General features: G+C 74.5%; 12 protein-coding genes and 1 tRNA gene. 6 read left to right on the forward strand and 7 right to left on the reverse strand.

Annotated features, from left to right (window positions below):
• Positions 1-3 precede the first annotated feature (3 nt).
• On the reverse strand, positions 4-1008 hold the full coding sequence (locus ABTY61_RS12190; protein ID WP_502895281.1) for a LysR family transcriptional regulator: 1005 nt from the start codon (positions 1006-1008) through the stop codon (positions 4-6).
• A 241-nt stretch (positions 1009-1249) separates the two neighbouring features.
• On the opposite strand from ABTY61_RS12190, the gene snpA (ABTY61_RS12195) reads away from it, so the two are divergent.
• The 4 genes from snpA (ABTY61_RS12195) (at position 1250) to ABTY61_RS12210 (ending at position 6026) form a co-directional block, all read left to right on the forward strand.
• Positions 1250-1900: a snapalysin gene (gene snpA, locus ABTY61_RS12195; RefSeq protein WP_350504861.1), complete on the forward strand. Its 651-nt coding sequence runs from the start codon at positions 1250-1252 to the stop codon at positions 1898-1900.
• A gap of 335 nt (positions 1901-2235) precedes the next feature.
• Positions 2236-2859, forward strand: coding sequence for a snapalysin (snpA, locus tag ABTY61_RS12200; protein WP_350504862.1), 624 nt, complete (start codon positions 2236-2238; stop codon positions 2857-2859).
• A 236-nt stretch (positions 2860-3095) separates the two neighbouring features.
• Positions 3096-3755: a pentapeptide repeat-containing protein gene (locus ABTY61_RS12205; protein ID WP_350504863.1), complete on the forward strand. Its 660-nt coding sequence runs from the start codon at positions 3096-3098 to the stop codon at positions 3753-3755.
• Between the two features lie 210 nt (positions 3756-3965).
• Complete coding sequence (locus ABTY61_RS12210) at positions 3966-6026, forward strand: phosphocholine-specific phospholipase C (RefSeq protein ID WP_350504864.1); 2061 nt, start codon at positions 3966-3968, stop codon at positions 6024-6026.
• 12 nt (positions 6027-6038) lie between these two features.
• Here the strand turns inward: ABTY61_RS12210 and ABTY61_RS12215 are convergent, their stop codons facing one another.
• The gene (locus tag ABTY61_RS12215) at positions 6039-6818 is read right to left on the reverse strand and encodes a phosphoribosyl-dephospho-CoA transferase MdcG domain-containing protein (protein WP_350504865.1); all 780 of its coding nucleotides are present in this window, start codon (positions 6816-6818) and stop codon (positions 6039-6041) included.
• Positions 6819-6957: 139 nt separating this feature from the next.
• Between ABTY61_RS12215 and ABTY61_RS12220 the strand changes: the two genes are divergently transcribed.
• Positions 6958-7170 (forward strand): hypothetical protein, encoded by a 213-nt coding sequence (locus ABTY61_RS12220; protein WP_350504866.1) that lies wholly within the window; start codon positions 6958-6960, stop codon positions 7168-7170.
• A gap of 25 nt (positions 7171-7195) precedes the next feature.
• Here ABTY61_RS12220 and ABTY61_RS12225 read toward each other — a convergent pair whose 3' ends face one another.
• Positions 7196-10417 (reverse strand): S41 family peptidase, encoded by a 3222-nt coding sequence (locus ABTY61_RS12225; protein WP_350504867.1) that lies wholly within the window; start codon positions 10415-10417, stop codon positions 7196-7198.
• 204 nt (positions 10418-10621) lie between these two features.
• Here ABTY61_RS12225 and ABTY61_RS12230 point away from each other — a divergent pair, with 204 nt between their 5' ends.
• Positions 10622-12265, forward strand: coding sequence for a chitinase (locus ABTY61_RS12230; RefSeq protein WP_350504868.1), 1644 nt, complete (start codon positions 10622-10624; stop codon positions 12263-12265).
• A 58-nt stretch (positions 12266-12323) separates the two neighbouring features.
• Here ABTY61_RS12230 and ABTY61_RS12235 read toward each other — a convergent pair whose 3' ends face one another.
• From ABTY61_RS12235 to ABTY61_RS12250, 4 genes are all read right to left on the reverse strand, one after another.
• On the reverse strand, positions 12324-12953 hold the full coding sequence (locus ABTY61_RS12235; RefSeq protein WP_350504869.1) for a DJ-1/PfpI family protein: 630 nt from the start codon (positions 12951-12953) through the stop codon (positions 12324-12326).
• Positions 12953-14014 (reverse strand): GlxA family transcriptional regulator, encoded by a 1062-nt coding sequence (locus ABTY61_RS12240; protein ID WP_350504870.1) that lies wholly within the window; start codon positions 14012-14014, stop codon positions 12953-12955. The genes ABTY61_RS12235 and ABTY61_RS12240 overlap by 1 nt, the downstream gene beginning before the upstream one ends.
• A gap of 136 nt (positions 14015-14150) precedes the next feature.
• Positions 14151-14224: transfer RNA gene (locus ABTY61_RS12245), tRNA-Lys, on the reverse strand.
• A 93-nt stretch (positions 14225-14317) separates the two neighbouring features.
• Entirely contained in the window at positions 14318-15226 is a 909-nt protein-coding gene (locus tag ABTY61_RS12250; protein ID WP_350504871.1) for an NADP-dependent oxidoreductase, read from the reverse strand.
• Positions 15227-15414: the final 188 nt, after the last annotated feature.

The raw sequence follows: 15414 nt of genomic DNA on the forward strand, positions 1-15414 counted from the left end.
GCGCTAGACCCGTTCCAGCAGGACGGGCTCGTGCCGGGCCAGCCAGGCCAGGTAGGCCGGGTTGACCCTGGCCAGATCCAGGTAGGCGGCGCGCAGTTCGCCGTAGAGCGCGTCCAGAGCGGGCTGGCTGAGCACCCGGGGGCGCCAGGTGAACAGCAGCCGGACGGCCAGTGGGTCCCCGTGCACCGGGCGCACCACCGTGCCCGGCCCGGGCAGCGAGGTCGGCTGGCAGGGGCGGACGGCCTCACCGGAGGCGACCAGCTCGGCGGCGGTGGCGTTGTCCCGCACCTGCACCACCCGGGGGTTGAGCCCGGCCTCGCTGAACACCCGGCGCATCGCGGCGTACTCGTGGTCGGCGGTCGGGTCGACCATCCAGGTGTCCTCGGCGAGGTCGGCGAGGTGGACGACCGGCCGGGCGGCGGCCGGGTGCCCGGCGGCGAGCGCGACGAACTGCGGCTCGCGGGCCATCAGCACCCGGTGCTCGGCGTCCGGCGGCACCCGCAGCGGGAAGCCCTCGCTCTCGTACACGAAGGCCACGTCCAGCTGGTCGGCGGCGACCATCCGCAGCAGCGCGCTGGCGGAGATGTCGACGTGGATGGTCGTGTCGGTGTCGGGCAGCCGCTCGTGCACCCGGCGCAGCCAGGCGGCGACGGCCCGGCTGCCGACGCTGCCGATCCGCAGCCGGCGCTGCCGGCCGGGCCCGGCGGTGTCCAGGGCCTCCTGGCGGGCGGCGGCGACCAGGGCGGCCATCTCGCTGATCACCGGCCGGGCCCGGGACAGCACCGAGTGGCCGAGCGCGGTGGGCCGGCTGCCGGTCTGCTCGCGGGTGAACAGGGTTCCGCCGATGGCCCGTTCGATGCGGTGCAGCTGGGTGGTGAGGGAGGGCTGGGTCATGCCGAGTTGGAGCGCGGCCTTGCGGAGGCTGCCGGTGTCGGCGATCGCGCACAGCACCCGGAGGTGTCTCACGTCGAGCTCCACGACGGGAGCATAGACGTCACCGAGCCACATCGCCAAGGACATGACAGGGAATCAAGGGCACTCCGAAGGACCGCTCGTCCCGGTCCGGCACCCGTATGCGGCCGGGCTATCGCCGGTTGACATCATCCGCGGCGGGCCCGGGCGGGTCGAAGCTCGGGGGCACCACACCGCCCCGGCCCCGGCCGGGACGGCCCCCACCGCGCGCCGCCGCCGCACGGCCGGCCCCCACCGGCCCCGGCGGGCCGGCGCGCCGCGAATTCGGAGCCCCCACATGAAGCGATCCGTGCTGTCCGCAGCCCTGGGCCTGGCCCTCGCCGGCGCCCTGGCCCTGCCCGCCACCGCCGTCGCCGCGCCCGCCGCGCCGTCCGTCCCGGCCGCGCAGACCCACACCGCCCGGGCGGCCTACGCCGGTTCGGCCGAGGAGACCGCGAACAACCAGGCGTTCTTCCAGGCCGTGATGGCCGCCGTGAAGGCCAAGCGGGCCGCCGCCCCCGGCCTGACCGCCGTCACCGTCACCTACGACACCACCAACGCACCCTCCTTCGCCGGCGACATCGCCAACGCCGCGCAGATCTGGAACAGCTCGGTGCACAACGTCCAGCTCCAGGAGGCGAGCGGCGGCACCGGGGACTTCTCGTACAACGAGGGCGACGACCCGAACGGCTCGTACGCCAGCACCGACGGGCACGGGCACGGCTACATCTTCATCGACCACCAGCAGGCCCAGCAGTACTACTCGCTCCGGATCGTCGCCCACGAAACGGGGCATGTGCTCGGCCTGCCCGACGACTACTCCGGCCCGTGCAGTGAGCTGATGTCGGGCCACGGCCCCGGCACGTCCTGCACCAATGCGCACCCCGACGCCAACGAGAGCGCCCAGGTCGACTCGCTCTGGGCGAACGGCGTGGCGGCGGCCAACTGACCTGCCCGGCAGGTGAACCGGGTGCGGCGGCCCGCCCGGCCGGAAACGGGCGGCCCGCCGCATGGGTACTTCCCCGCCCCGGAGCCTAGCCGCCCCCGGAACGGAATGCCAGGGGCATGGCTCGGTCAAGACAAGGAAAAGACGGCTCGAATCCGGAGAGGTCCGGGGATATTGGACCGGGCTATCGCTGGTTGACATCATCCGCCGGGCCGCCGGGCTGCCCGAAGCTCTGGGGACACCCGGTCGCCAGGTGTCCCCCCAAGCCGGCCCCAACCCGGCCGCGGCACCAGGCCCGGAGTCCCCCACACCTCCAGGACCCCTTCAGGAGCCCCCACATGAAGCGATCCGTGCTGTCCGCGACCCTCGGCCTCGCCCTCGCGGCGGGTCTCGCCGTCCTGCCCGCCACCGCGGCCGCCGCCGCCCCGGCCGCCCCGGCGGTCCAGGGCTACACCGCGTCGACGTACGCCGGTTCGGCCGAGGAGACGGCGAACAACCAGGCGTTCTTCCAGGCCGTGATGGCCTCCGCCAAGGCCAAGCAGGCCGCCGCCCCGGGCCTGGCCACCGTCGTGGTCACCTACGACGCCAGCTCCGCCCCGTCCTTCCGCAACCAGATAGCCGGCGCCGCGCAGATCTGGAACAGCTCGGTCGGCAACGTCCAGCTGCGGGCCGGTTCGGCCGCCGACTTCCGCTACTACGAGGGCAACGACAGCCGCGGCTCCTACGCCAGCACCGACGGGCACGGGCGCGGCTACGTCTTCCTCGACTACCAGCAGAACCGGCAGTACAACTCGCTCCGGGTGACGGCCCACGAGACCGGGCACGTGCTCGGCCTGCCGGACCACTACTCCGGCCCGTGCAGCGAGCTGATGTCGGGCGGCGGCCCCGGCACCTCCTGCACCAACCCGTACCCGAACGGCGCCGAGCGCAGCCGGGTCAACTCGCTCTGGGCGCGCGGCTGACGGCACTGCCGACAACCCCCGCCGACAACCCCCGCCGGCACCACCTGTGAGCGCCCCGGCCCGGCCGTGTCCGCAGCGGCCGGGCCGGGGCGTCGCCGGAGGGCGCGTACGGTGCGTCGCCGCAGGGCGCGTGCGGGCCTGGTGGGTACGGAGGGCGTGTGCGGGCCGGGCTGTCGGTGCCGCGTGCGAGCATGCGGGCGAGACCCGTCCGCCCCGCTCCGAAAGGCGCCGCCGCCATGCCCCGTCCCGTCCCCGAGCAGCTCGCCGACCTCCCGTACGCCGAGCTGCTGCGCCCGCACACCGGCCCGCTGCGCAGCGACGAGCGGTACGACACCGCGCACTTCGACGGCGGCGCGCACACCGACGAGTCGGGCGCCGGGGCGGCCTTCCTGGAGTGCGCCTTCACCGGGGTCGCGCTCAGCGGGGTCAAGCTGCGCCAGGCCCGGTTCAACGAGGTCTGGGTGCAAGCCGGCCGCTGGGTGGCCTGCGACCTGAGCGACACCGAATGGCAGGACAGCTCCTTCGTCGGCGGGGTGCTGGCCGGGGTCGCCGGGTACGGGGCGGCGCTGCGCCGGGTGGTGTTCCGCGGCTGCAAGCTGGAGGCGGTCAACCTGCGTTCGGCCGTGCTGCGGGACGTCGTGTTCGAGGACTGCCTGCTGCGCGACGTGGACTTCGGCGAGGCGAAGCTGACCGGGGTGTCCTTCCCCGGCTCGACGCTGGAGGAGGTCCGGCTGCGCGGGGCCGTGCTGAGCAAGACGGACCTGCGCGGGGCCGCCCGGCTCGGCCTGGCGGACGGCCACCAGGGGCTGCGCGGGGCGGTCATCAGCACCACCCAACTGCTTGAGCTGGCACCGCAGTTCGCCCAGGCGCTGGGCATCGAGGTGAAGGACCGCTGACCGCGCCGCGGTCCGCCCCGGTGGAGGCGGTCTCCCCGGGGCATCAGCCGGGCGTTCAGCCCGGCGTCGTTCGGTGACACCCGGACGAACAGTCCGACAACCCTGCTGCGCGCATCTGGTGGCCCGCTCCGGCCGAGGTGGAGACTGCTCCGCGATCGATGGCCCCGAGTTGTGCACACAACATCGCCAGTGAAGGGACGGACCGGGCTGATGGCCGAGTTGAGTCGTAGAAAGTTCGTCACGCTGTCCGGTGCCGCCGCGGCCGGCCTCGCGGTGGCCGGCACCGGCGCCGGCACCGCGGACGCCGCGGCCGCCTCCAGCACCACGCTCAGCACCACCGGCACCATCACCGACGTGCAGCACGTGGTGATCCTGATGCAGGAGAACCGCAGCTTCGACCACTACTTCGGCACCCTGAAGGGCGTCCGCGGCTTCGCCGACCGGGCCGCCATCCAGATCTCCGGCGGCAACAGCGTCTTCAACCAGCCGAACGGCCTGTTCGCCCGCCAGTACCCGTGGGCCTTCAACCCCTCCGGCGCGAGCGGCTCCCCGGAGACCCAGGCGCAGTGCAACGGCGACCTCTCGCACGCCTGGTCCGACCAGCACAAGGCCTGGAACGGCGGCAGGATGGACTCCTGGGTGTCCGCCAAGGGCACCGTCCGCACCCTCGGCTACCTGCAGCGCGGAGACATCCCGTTCCACTACGCGCTGGCCGACAACTGGACCGTCTGCGACGCGTACCACTGCTCGGTGCTGAGCGCGACCGGCCCCAACCGCACCTACCACTGGAGCGGGACGATCGACCCGGCCGGCACCGCCGGCGGCCCGGCCTACGACGGCGGCTCCGAGTCCAACCTGCGCTGGCAGACCTACGCCGAGGCGCTGGAGGCCGCCGGGGTCAGCTGGAAGGTCTACCAGAACGCCAACGACAACTTCGGCGACAACGCCCTCGCCTACTTCAGCCAGTTCACCGGCGCCGCGGCCGGCAGCCCGCTGGCCGTCAAGGGCATGGGCTCCGTCCCCGCCGTCACCGGCCGGACCCCGGACGACATTGCCGCAGCGATCAGGGCCGACGTGCAGAACGGCACCCTGCCGCAGGTCTCCTGGATCGTCGCCGACCAGCAGTCCTCCGAGCACCCCTACGCCACCCCGCAGGACGGCGCGCACTTCGTCCACATGGTGATGGACGCCCTGAACGCGGACCCCAACGTGTTCAACTCGACCGTCCTGCTGATCAACTACGACGAGAACGACGGCTTCTTCGACCACGTCCCGCCGCCGGCCGCGCCCGCCGGCACCGCGGGCGAGTTCTACAACTCCACCAACATCGGCCTCGGCTTCCGCGTCCCGCTGATCGCCGTCTCCCCGTGGACCCGCGGCGGCTGGGTCAACTCCGAGACCTTCGACCACACGTCGGTGCTGCGCTTCCTGGAGGTGTGGACCGCCGCCCTCGGCACGCCCGCCACCAGCCCCAACATCAGTGCCTGGCGCCGGAAGGTCTGCGGCGACCTCACCTCGGTCTTCGACTTCGCCAACCCGGTCTACGGCATGCCCGGCCTGCCCGACACCTCGCAGACCATCGGCCTGTCCACCTGCGGCCCGCTGCCCAACCCCTCGCCCGCCAACAACGCGCTGCCCGCCCAGGAGCCCGGCACCCGCCCGGCCCGGGCCCTGCCCTACCAGCCCAACGCCAACCTCGACCACCTGGAGTTCGGCTCCGCCGGGGTGATGAAGGTCTGGATCAAGATGGAGAACACGGGCACCGCAGCCGCCAAGTCCGCCCACTTCGCGGCCTACGCCAACGCCTACCGCAGCGGCGGCCCCTGGCAGTACACCGTCGACCCGGGCGGCAGCACCAGCGACTTCTTCAACTGCGGCACCGGCTTCGGCGGCGGCCCGTACGACCTCACCGTGGTCGGCCCCAACCGCTTCCTGCGCCGCTTCAAGGGCGACGCCACCAAGGCGGGCAAGAACGCGGCGGCCACCGCCTCCTACGCGGTGGAGCCGGGCACCGGCAAGCTCGCCGTCTACTTCAAGCTGGCCAACACCGGCAGCGCGCCGATGACCTTCACCATCACCTCCACCAACTACCGCACGGACGGCCCCTGGACGTACCAGGTCCCGGCCGGCGGCAGCGTCAGCGACTTCTTCAACGCGGTCGCCTACAACAACGGCTGGTACGACTTCACCGTCACCGTGGACGCCGACAGCAGCTGGTCGCAGCGCTTCACCGGCCACCTGGAGACGGGCGCCCCCAGCGTCAGCGGCTGACCGGGCCCCGGTTCACGCGAGCGGGCCCCCGGGGAACCACGGATCGTGGACCTCGCGGGGCCCGTACGGTGTCAGCAGGGTGAAGGTGTGTACCTGCGCCGCGTACTCGGCGAGCTGCACCGCGCCGTAGCGGGTCTCCAGCTCGGCCTGCACCGGGACCGGCAGCTTGCTCAGCGCCCGCCGCAGCTGCAGCGCGTCCCGCCGGCTGACCGGGTGCGGGGTGCGCAGCACCAGCCGCAGCGGGCTGAGCGGCCCGGCCACCGGGACGCCGGTGCCCAGTTCGTAGCCGACCGCGCCGACCGGCCCCCAGGCGAGCCGGTGGTCCGCGACCAGCCGGCCGACCTCCGGCAGCAGGGCCAGCGCCGGGATCCCGGCGACCCGCTCCGGGGCCAGCCGCTCCAGCCGGCCGGCCAGCTGCTCGGGCCGCAGGACCCGGGCCACCGCGGCCCAGGGGGCCAGCGCGTCCAGCCGCTGCCCGGGGCGCGGGCCGCGCACGGTCACCGGGGTCCAGTGCTCGGGCGCGGCCTCCCGGTCCCGGGTGCAGCGCTGCGGGTGCGGGACGTCCGCCGGGGCGCCGACCGGCGAGGGCGCCCGGCCGACGGTGACCCACGGGTGCGCCCGCAGCACTGTCCGCGCCCAGTCCGGCAGCTCGCCGCCCACCAGCGGGCGCAGCGAACTCGGGCACTGCATCAGCAGCAGGTCGTGGGTGCCGGGCAGCCGTCCGTCCAGCGCGGCCAGGGCGCCGACCCGGCGGCGCGGTCCGTCGTGCAGTTCCTCGGTCGAGTTCCTCACACCGCCACCCTCCGCCCGTTCGGAACCGCCCGGCTACGGCCCTTGGGCGCGTCGGGCCGGGACCAAAGGCTCAACGTGCGGGTGCCGGAGCCCGGTGTGAGAGTGGGGGCAGCCCGGTAATCCGTTCGGAGGAGGAGTGATGGGCATCCTCGACAGGATCTTCCACAGGGGGCACGAGGCCACCGGCCCGGAGGCCGCCGAGCGCGCCGCGCTCGCGCACGACGAGGCCGCCGACGCGTACAGCGACGACATCGAGCGGACCAGGGAGACGCAGGAGCGGACGGCCGCCCAGGAGGAGGCCGACCGGCGGGCCGCCGAGAACATGACGGCCGAGGGCGACCCCTGGGACTGAGGTCCGAGGCCGGGGCCCGAGGCCGTCACGGCGCCCGCGGCGGCAGCGGCGGGCGCCGCAGGTCCGGCCGGGGCGTTGACTCCGGCGGGGGCGCGGCGGCCGGGGCGTCCTCCAGCAGCTCCAGGGCCAGCTGGACGGCGGCGACCAGCTCCGGGTGGCGCCCCCGCGCCCAGTCCTGCGGGGCGCGCAGCACGTGCACGTCCGGCTCGACGCCCCGGTTCTCCACCGACCAGCCGAGCCCGCCGCTGAACCAGGAGGCGTTCTTCGGCACCGAGATCTGGGTGCCGTCGCCCAGGGTGTGCCGCCCGGTCATCCCGACCACGCCGCCCCAGGTGCGGCTGCCGATCACCGGGCCGAGGCCGAGCAGCTTGATCGCCGCGATGATCACGTCCCCGTCCGAGCTGGTCGCCTCGTCCGCGAGTGCCACCAGCGGGCCGCGCAGCGCGTGCCGGGGCCAGCGGACGGGCTGGCGGTCGCGGCTGAAGTCCCAGGCGAGGACGTGCCGGGTGAGCTTCTCCAGGACGAGTTCGGAGACGTTGCCGCCGGCGTTGCCGCGTACGTCGAGGACCAGCGCGGGCTTGTCCAGTTCGCGTCGCAGGTCGCGGTTGAACTGCGCCCAGCCGGATCCGCCGAGGTCCGGGATGTGCAGGTAGCCGCACCGGCCGTCGCTGAACTCCCGTACCAGGGAACGGCGTTTGGTCACCCAGTCCTGGTAGCGGACGGCCCGTTCGTCGGTCAGCGGGGTGACGGTGATCCGCCGCACCGGGCCGTCCGGGCCGCTGCGCAGGGCGAGTTCGACGGTGGTGCCGCCGGTGCCGGCCAGCAGCGGCAGCGGGCCGCGCACCGGGTCCACCGGGCGGCCGGCGACCTCCAGCAGCTCGTCGCCGTCCCGGACGCCCCGGGCGGCCAGCGGGGCGCGGGCGCGCGGGTCGGAGGACTCGCCGGGCAGCACCCGGTCGACCAGCCAGCGGCCGTCGGGGGAGCGGTGGGCGTTGGCGGCGAGCAGGCCGAGCGGCTGCTGGGCGAGGGTGGGGCCCTCGGCGCGCCGGGAGGGGGTGACGTAGGCGTGCGAGGTGCCGAGCTCGCCGAGGAGTTCGCGCAGCAGGTCGGCGAAGTCGTCGGGTGAGCAGACCCGTTCCAGCAGCGGCTCGTACTGGGCGACCAGCGCGGGCCAGTCCAGGCCGGACATCCGCTCGTCCCAGAACTGGTCCCGGACGATCCGGGCCGCCTCGTGGTACGCCTGGCGCCACTCGGCGGCCGGGTGCACGGTGTGGGTGATCCGGCGCAGGTCGACGCTGGTCCCGGCGGAGGGGGCGGCGACCGGGACCACCCGCAGGGTCCCGGCCGAGTAGACCGCGATCGAGCCGCCGTCCCCGGAGACCGCGTAGCCGTCCAGCTTGTCGACCAGCGTGCTGCGGGTGCCCCGGGCCAGGTCGAAGTGCTCCAGCGAGGGGCGGCCGGAGGTGTCGTCGGGGTTGGCGAAGGTCTGCCCGAGGGTGCCGGAGATCGGCCAGCGCAGCCAGACCAGGCCGCCGCGCACCGCGTCGGTCGCCGAGTACTTGGAGGCGATCACCGGGAACTGGAGCAGCCGCTCGCCGATGCCCACCGGGTCGACCCGGACGGTGCCGTCGCCGCCGCCGTCCCCGCGCGGGGCGCCGTCCTCGGCGGGGGCCGCGAACGGGGAGGGGGTGTCGGCGGTGAGCGGGACGAGGTACGGGCGGCAGCCGACCGGGAAGGAGAGGTCGCCGGTGTGCACGTCGTGGACGGGGTCGAAGCCGCGCCAGGACAGGAAGGCCAGGTAGCGGCCGTCCCGGGTGAACACCGGCTGCTCGTCCTCGAACCGGCCGTCGGTGACGTCGGTGGTCGCCGCGGGCGCGTCGGTGCGGGTGAGCCGGATCCGGCGCAGCGAGCGCCCGGCGGCCGGCTGGGACCAGGCGATCCAGTGCGAGTCGGGGGAGAACCGGGCGCCGGCGATCGGCCCGTGGTCGGAGGCGGCCAGTTCGCGCACCCCGCCGTCCTCGGCGGAGACCAGCAGCAGCCGCCCGTCCGAGGTGGTGGCGGCGAGCCGGGTGCCGTCGGGGGCGGCGGTGAGCTCCAGGACCCGGCCGAGCCGGCCGGCGGCGAGCACCCGGTGGCGGTGCCTGTCGGTCTCCTCGTGGCCCGGCAGCGGCATCACCTCGATCGCGTCGGCGCCCTCGGCGTCGGTGATCCAGGCCGCCTCCCCGGTGTGCCCGAGCACCACCGGCAGCCGGGTGCGCACCCCGGGGGTGTCGGCGAGCGCGCGGGCCGGGCCGTCCTTGTGGGTGAGCCAGTACTGGCTGCCGCGCACGGTGATCACCCCGGCCCGGCCGGTCTGGTCGCAGGCGAGGTCCTTGACCTGGGAGGCGGCGCCGACCTGGTACGGGCGGCGGCCGGCCCGGGCGCCGCCGAGCGGCACGTGCAGCCGGTGCGGGGCGGGGGCGTCCAGGCCGTCCAGCAGCCAGAGGTCGCCGGCGTGCTGGTAGACGATCCGGGTGCCGTCGGTGGCGGCCTCGCGGGCGTAGTAGGAGGCGTGGTCGGTGTGCCGCCGCAGGTCGCTGCCGTCGGGGCGGCAGGAGTAGAGGTTGCCGACGCCCTCGTGGTCGGAGAGGAAGGCGATCCGGTCGTCGGGGGGCTCGCCGACCGGCATGGGGGAGGCGAGGTGGCCGGTGTGCCCGGGGAGGATCAGCTCGCCGTCCACCCAGAGCCGGCCGATCGCGCCGCCGCGGTAGCGCTTCCAGGCGGCGGGCTCGTGCGGGGCGGCGCCGGTGAGCAGGACGGTCCGGGTCCGGCTGAGCTGGGCGTCGCCGACCGGGCCCCAGGGCATCCGGCGGCCGGGGGAGCCGTCGGGCGGCAGGGCGTGCGCCCAGGTGTAGTGGCCGAAGGGCTCGTGGAAGGAGGTGACGGCCAGCACCTCGCCGTCCGGCAGCCAGCCGCGCACCCGGGTGTCCTGGCTGCCCCAGTAGCTGAGCCGGCGGGTCTCGCCGCCCTCGACCGGGGCGGTCCACACCTCGGGGGTCAGGCCGAGCCAGCTGGTCCAGGCGAGGGTGGCGCCGTCGGGGGAGAAGCGGGGATGGCTGACCCGGGTGCGGTCGCAGCCGACCCGCCAGGCCCGGCCGGTGGCGGCGGCCCCGGCGTCCAGCGGGGCGATCCAGACGTCGTCCTCGGCGGTGAAGGTGAGCAGGCCGCCGTGCAGGTGGGGGTGGCGGAGGTAGCCGGGCGGGGTCACTCCTCCATCCTTCGACGGGGTGTCACCCCCGGCAACCGGAGACGACCCTCCCGTACCGGTCTGGACCATTGACAGCGCACTGGCGGATCCACTTCAGTGGTCTAGTCCAACTTGGGTGCCAGGCCGGGCCGTTCCCCCCACTGGCGCGTGCTCCGGCGTGCCCTCGGACGTCCCCCACGACCGCGCCACCGCAGGAGCACCCCCATGCGCAGAAACCTGAGAAACGGCCTCGCGGCCGGCACCGCCTCCGCCGTCGCCGCGGCCACCCTGGTCGGCGTCACCCTGGGCCTGGCGCCCGCCGCCTCGGCCGGCGAGTTCCTGGTCAACGGCGGCTTCGAATCCGGCGCGCTCGGCCCGTGGAACTGCTCCGGCGGCTCCGGCGGCGTGGTCACCTCCCCGGTGCACAGCGGGAGCTACGCGCTCGCCGCCGCGGCCACCGCGGGCGACACCGCCCAGTGCGCCCAGACCGTCGCCGTCGCGCCCAACACCACCTACACGCTCAGCGCCTGGGTCAACGGCTCCTACGTCTACCTGGGCGTCGACGGCGGCGGCCCCAGCACCTGGACGCCCGGCACCGGCGGGGCGTACCAGAAGCTCAGCGTCGGCTTCACCACGGGCGCCGCCCAGACCACCGCCACCGTGTACACCCACGGGTGGTACGGGCAGGGCACCTACTACGCGGACGACATCTCGCTGGACGGCCCGGGCGCCCCCAGCCCGACGCCCACGCCCACCCCGACGTCGACCCCGACGCCGACCGGGACCCCGACGGGCACCCCCAGCGGAACGCCCACCGGAACGCCTACGGGAACGCCCACCGGCACCCCCGCCGGCAGCCACACCCTGGTCGGCTACCTGCACGCCAGCTTCGCCAACGGCGCCGGCTACACCCGGATGGCCGACGTCCCCAGCTCCTGGGACATCATCGACCTCTCCTTCGGCGAACCCACCTCCCCGACCTCCGGCGACATCCGCTTCAACCGCTGCTCGGCCACCGACTGCCCGACCGTCGAGTCCGACGCCGACTTCAAGGCCGCCATCGCCGCCAAGCGCGCCCAGGGCAAGAAGGTGCTGATCTCGATCGGCGGCCAGAACGGCCAGGTCCAGCTGACCACCACCGCCGCCCGGGACACCTTCGTCAGCTCGGTCTCGGCGATCATCGACAAGTGGGGCCTGGACGGCCTGGACATCGACTTCGAGGGCCACTCGCTCTCCCTCGACACCGGCGACACCGACTTCAAGAACCCGAAGAGCGCGGTCATCGTCAACCTGATCTCGGCGCTGAAGACCCTCAAGGCCAAGTACGGCCCGGGCTTCGTGCTGACCATGGCGCCGGAGACCTTCTTCGTCCAACTCGGCTACCAGTACTACGGATCCGGCCCCTGGGGCGGTCAGGACCCGCGGGCCGGGGCGTACCTGCCGGTGATCCACGCACTGCGCGACGACCTCACCCTGCTGCACGTCCAGGACTACAACTCCGGCTCGATCATGGGCCTGGACAACCAGTACCACTCGATGGGCGGCGCCGACTTCCACGTCGCGATGACCGACCTGCTGCTCAACGGCTTCCCGGTCGCGGGCAACGCGAACAACGTGTTCCCGCCGCTGCCCGCCTCGAAGGTCGCCATCGGCATGCCGGCCACCACCAATGCGGGCAACGGCTACGTCGCCCCGGCCGAGGTGGACAAGGCTCTGGACTGCCTCACCAAGCAGGCCAACTGCGGTGCGTACGTGCCGCGTTCGGGCGCCCAGCCGAACCTGGCCGGGCTGATGACCTGGTCGGTCAACTGGGACCGGTTCGGCGGCCAGGAGTTCTCCAAGAACTTCGACGCCTACTTCGGCCGCTGACCCGGCCGCCGACTGCGGGGACCGCGGCACGCGGACCCCGCAGCACGGCCCGGCCCGGTCAGGGCACCAGCAGCCGCTTCGCCCCCTCCACCACCGCGGGGGAGGCCTTCGCCAGGGCGCCCGCGGTGTACGGCGGCTGCGGGTCGTACTCGATGAGCAGCTGGATCGCCTGCGCGGTCTCGTCCCCGGCGATCAGGCCGGTCAGGGTGAGCGCGAGGTCGATCCCGGCCGAGACCCCGGCCGCGGTCGCGTACTTCCCGTCGACCACGGTCCGCTCGGTGCCGGTGGGCTCCGCCCCGAACCGGGTCAGCCGGTCCAGCACGCCCCAGTGGGTGGTGGCCCGGCGGCCGCGGAGCAGCCCGGCGGCGCCCAGGATCAGCGAGCCCGAGCAGACCGAGGTGGTCCAGGTGGTGGTCGCGTCCACCCGCCGCACCCAGTCGAGCACCGCCTCGTCCGTCAGTTGCGCCTCCGTCCCGGGCCCGCCGGGCACCAGCAGCAGATCGGCCGAGTCCACCTCGTCGAGGAGGGCGTCCGCGGTCAGCGCCAGGCCGGCCAGGTCGTTGCGGACCGGGCCGCGCTCCGCGGCGGTGAACACCACCTCGGCGCCGGGGATCCGGGACAGCACCTCGTACGGGCCGACCACGTCCAGGCTGGTGAACTCGGGGTAGAGCAGGATCGCGATGCGCATCAGTGACCTCCAACGGGCAGTGGACCGACGGACTGTGGACCGACGGACTGTGGAGCAGCGGACGGCGGAGCAACGGGCGGTGGACCGACGGGCGGTGGGTCGTCCGGTCGGGTGCGGAAGCGGCGGCGGTACTCGGCGGGCGGGACGGCCAGGGTCCGGACGAAGGCGCGCCGCATCGCCTCCGGGGTGCCGTAGCCGCAGGAGCGCGCGATCCCCTCGATGCCGTCGTCCGTGTCCTCCAGCCGCCGGCGGGCGGCCTCCAGCCGGACCCCGTCCACGTACCGGCCCGGGGGCACCCCCACCTCGGCGGCGAAGGCCCGGGCGAAGTGCCGCGGGGACAGCGCCGACCGGGCGGCCAGCGCCTCGACCGACAGGTCCGCCTCGGGGTGCTCGGCGATCCACCGCTGGACCTCGCGCAGCGGCTGCCGGGCCGCCACCTGGGCGGCCAGCTGGGTGCTGAACTGGGCCTGGTTGCCCGGCCGGCGAAGGAAGACCACCAGGTGACGGGCGATCAGCAGTGCGGCGTCCCGGCCGAGGTCCTCCTCGACCAGGGCCAGCGCCAGGTCGATCCCGGCGGTGACCCCGGCCGAGGTGGCGAGGCGCCCGTCCCGGACGTGGATCGGATCAGGGTCGACCGCCACGTCCGGGAATCGGCGGGCCAGCTCCGCGCAGTAGGCCCAGTGGGTGGTCGCCCGGCGCCCGGACAGCAGCCCGGCCTCGGCGAGCAGGAAGGCCCCGGTGCACACCGACACCACCCGCTCGGCCAGGCCGGCCAGCTCCCGGATCCGCGCCACCAGGGCGGCGTCCGGGTCCTCGAAGCCCTCCCCGCCAGGGACCAGCAGGGTGTGCGCCGGCCCGACGTCGGCCAGGTCGGCGTCCGGCAGCAGCCGCAACCCGCTGGCGCTGCGCACCGGCCGACCGCCGGGGGAGGCCGTGATCACCCGGTACGCGCCCGGCCGCCCGGCGGCCGCGCCTCCCGCGGCGAACACCTCCAGGGGGCCGGTGACGTCCAGGCTCTGCACGCCGTCGTAGAGGACGACGACCACGCTGCGCGCTCTCATGCGGCCAGCCTGTCACCGGCCCGTGATGGCAGCAATGACCTGTTTCCCACCTTTCCTGCCACCGGTGGACGCGGGCGCGGGCGGGCGGAAACGCCGAGAGGCCCCTTGCTCTCGCAAGGGGCCTCTCGGCTGTCTGTGCGCCGCCAGGGACTCGAACCCCGGACCCGCTGATTAAGAGTCAGCTGCTCTAACCAACTGAGCTAGCGGCGCCTGCTGACGTGGAGAACATTACCTGGTCAGCGGCCGAAACACACAATCGGCCCGGAGGCGCCCAGGCGCTCAGACGGTCAGGTGCCCAGACGGTCAGGCGGTCAGCACCACCTTGCCGCGGACGTGCCCGGTCCCGACCAGCCGGTGCGCCTCGGCGGCCTTCTCCAGCGGCAGCGTCTCGGCGATCTCCATCCGCAGCCCGCCGGCCTCCCACAGCCGGACCAGCTCGGCCAGCCGCCCGGCGGTGCGCGGCGCCCGCAGCCCCCGGACGCCCAGCCGCTCGGCCTCCGGGTAGTCGACCACGGTGCCGATCCGGCCCCGGTCGGCGACCAGTTCGACGGAGGCCGCCAGCGCGCCCCGCCCGGCCGCGTCGAAGGCCGCGTCCACCCCCTGCGGCGCGACCGCGCGGACCCGCTCGACCAGCCCCTCCCCGTACGCGACCGGGACCGCGCCGAGCTCGCGCAGGTAGTCGTGGTTGCGCTCGCTCGCGGTGCCGATCACGGTGGCGCCCAGGGACTGGGCGAGCTGGACGGCGACGGTGCCGACCCCGCCGCTGGCGCCGTGCACCAGCACGGTGTCGCCGGGGCCGACCCCGAGCAGGTCGAGCGCCACGTGCGCGGTCTGGCCGGAGGCGGAGAGCGCGCCGGCCTGCTCCCAGGGCATCCCGGCGGGCTTGGCCACCAGCTGGTCGGCCTCCACCGCGACCAGCTCGGCCTGGCAGCCCAGCATCCGGAAGCCCAGCACCTCGTCACCGGCCCGCCAGCGGTCGACGCCCGGCCCGATCCGGTCCACCACCCCGGCGAACTCGTTGCCGAGGACGAACGGCTCCTCGGCCACCAGTCCCGGCGGGCGGAAGCCCTCCCGGATCGCGAGGTCCACCGGCTGGACCGCGGCGGCGTACACCCGCACCCGGACCTCGCCCGCCGCGGGCTCGGGGTCCGCCACCTCGGTGACCCGCAGGACCTCCGGACCGCCGGACCTCGGTACGGTGACCGCCTTCATGGGGGCTCCTCTCGCCGATTCGCTGCTCGAACTCCCCGATCATCGAACGTGAAGTGCGCTTGAGGTCAAGCGTTCGTCCGGCGTGTCCCCACCGATGGGCGCATTGTCAGATTTATCCTGGGCGGCGCTCAGCCGTCCGCCGCGGCCCCGGCATCCGTCGTGGCCCGTCCGGCCGCCGGTAGCCCGGC

The sequence above is a fragment of the Kitasatospora sp. NPDC096128 genome, from assembly GCF_040303105.1.
Lineage (GTDB): Bacteria > Actinomycetota > Actinomycetes > Streptomycetales > Streptomycetaceae > Kitasatospora.

What these genes read in the sequence shown, in the direction of transcription:
- ABTY61_RS12235 (WP_350504869.1), bottom strand. Translation starts at nt 12,953, where the DNA reads ATGCGCATCGCGATCCTGCTCTACCCCGAGTTCACCAGCCTGGACGTG.
- ABTY61_RS12190 (WP_502895281.1), bottom strand. Translation starts at nt 1,008, where the DNA reads ATGTGGCTCGGTGACGTCTATGCTCCCGTCGTGGAGCTCGACGTGAGA.
- ABTY61_RS12210 (WP_350504864.1), top strand. Translation starts at nt 3,966, where the DNA reads ATGGCCGAGTTGAGTCGTAGAAAGTTCGTCACGCTGTCCGGTGCCGCC.
- ABTY61_RS12230 (WP_350504868.1), top strand. Translation starts at nt 10,622, where the DNA reads ATGCGCAGAAACCTGAGAAACGGCCTCGCGGCCGGCACCGCCTCCGCC.
- ABTY61_RS12250 (WP_350504871.1), bottom strand. Translation starts at nt 15,226, where the DNA reads ATGAAGGCGGTCACCGTACCGAGGTCCGGCGGTCCGGAGGTCCTGCGG.
- ABTY61_RS12240 (WP_350504870.1), bottom strand. Translation starts at nt 14,014, where the DNA reads ATGAGAGCGCGCAGCGTGGTCGTCGTCCTCTACGACGGCGTGCAGAGC.
- snpA (WP_350504861.1), top strand. Translation starts at nt 1,250, where the DNA reads ATGAAGCGATCCGTGCTGTCCGCAGCCCTGGGCCTGGCCCTCGCCGGC.
- ABTY61_RS12205 (WP_350504863.1), top strand. Translation starts at nt 3,096, where the DNA reads ATGCCCCGTCCCGTCCCCGAGCAGCTCGCCGACCTCCCGTACGCCGAG.
- ABTY61_RS12220 (WP_350504866.1), top strand. Translation starts at nt 6,958, where the DNA reads ATGGGCATCCTCGACAGGATCTTCCACAGGGGGCACGAGGCCACCGGC.
- snpA (WP_350504862.1), top strand. Translation starts at nt 2,236, where the DNA reads ATGAAGCGATCCGTGCTGTCCGCGACCCTCGGCCTCGCCCTCGCGGCG.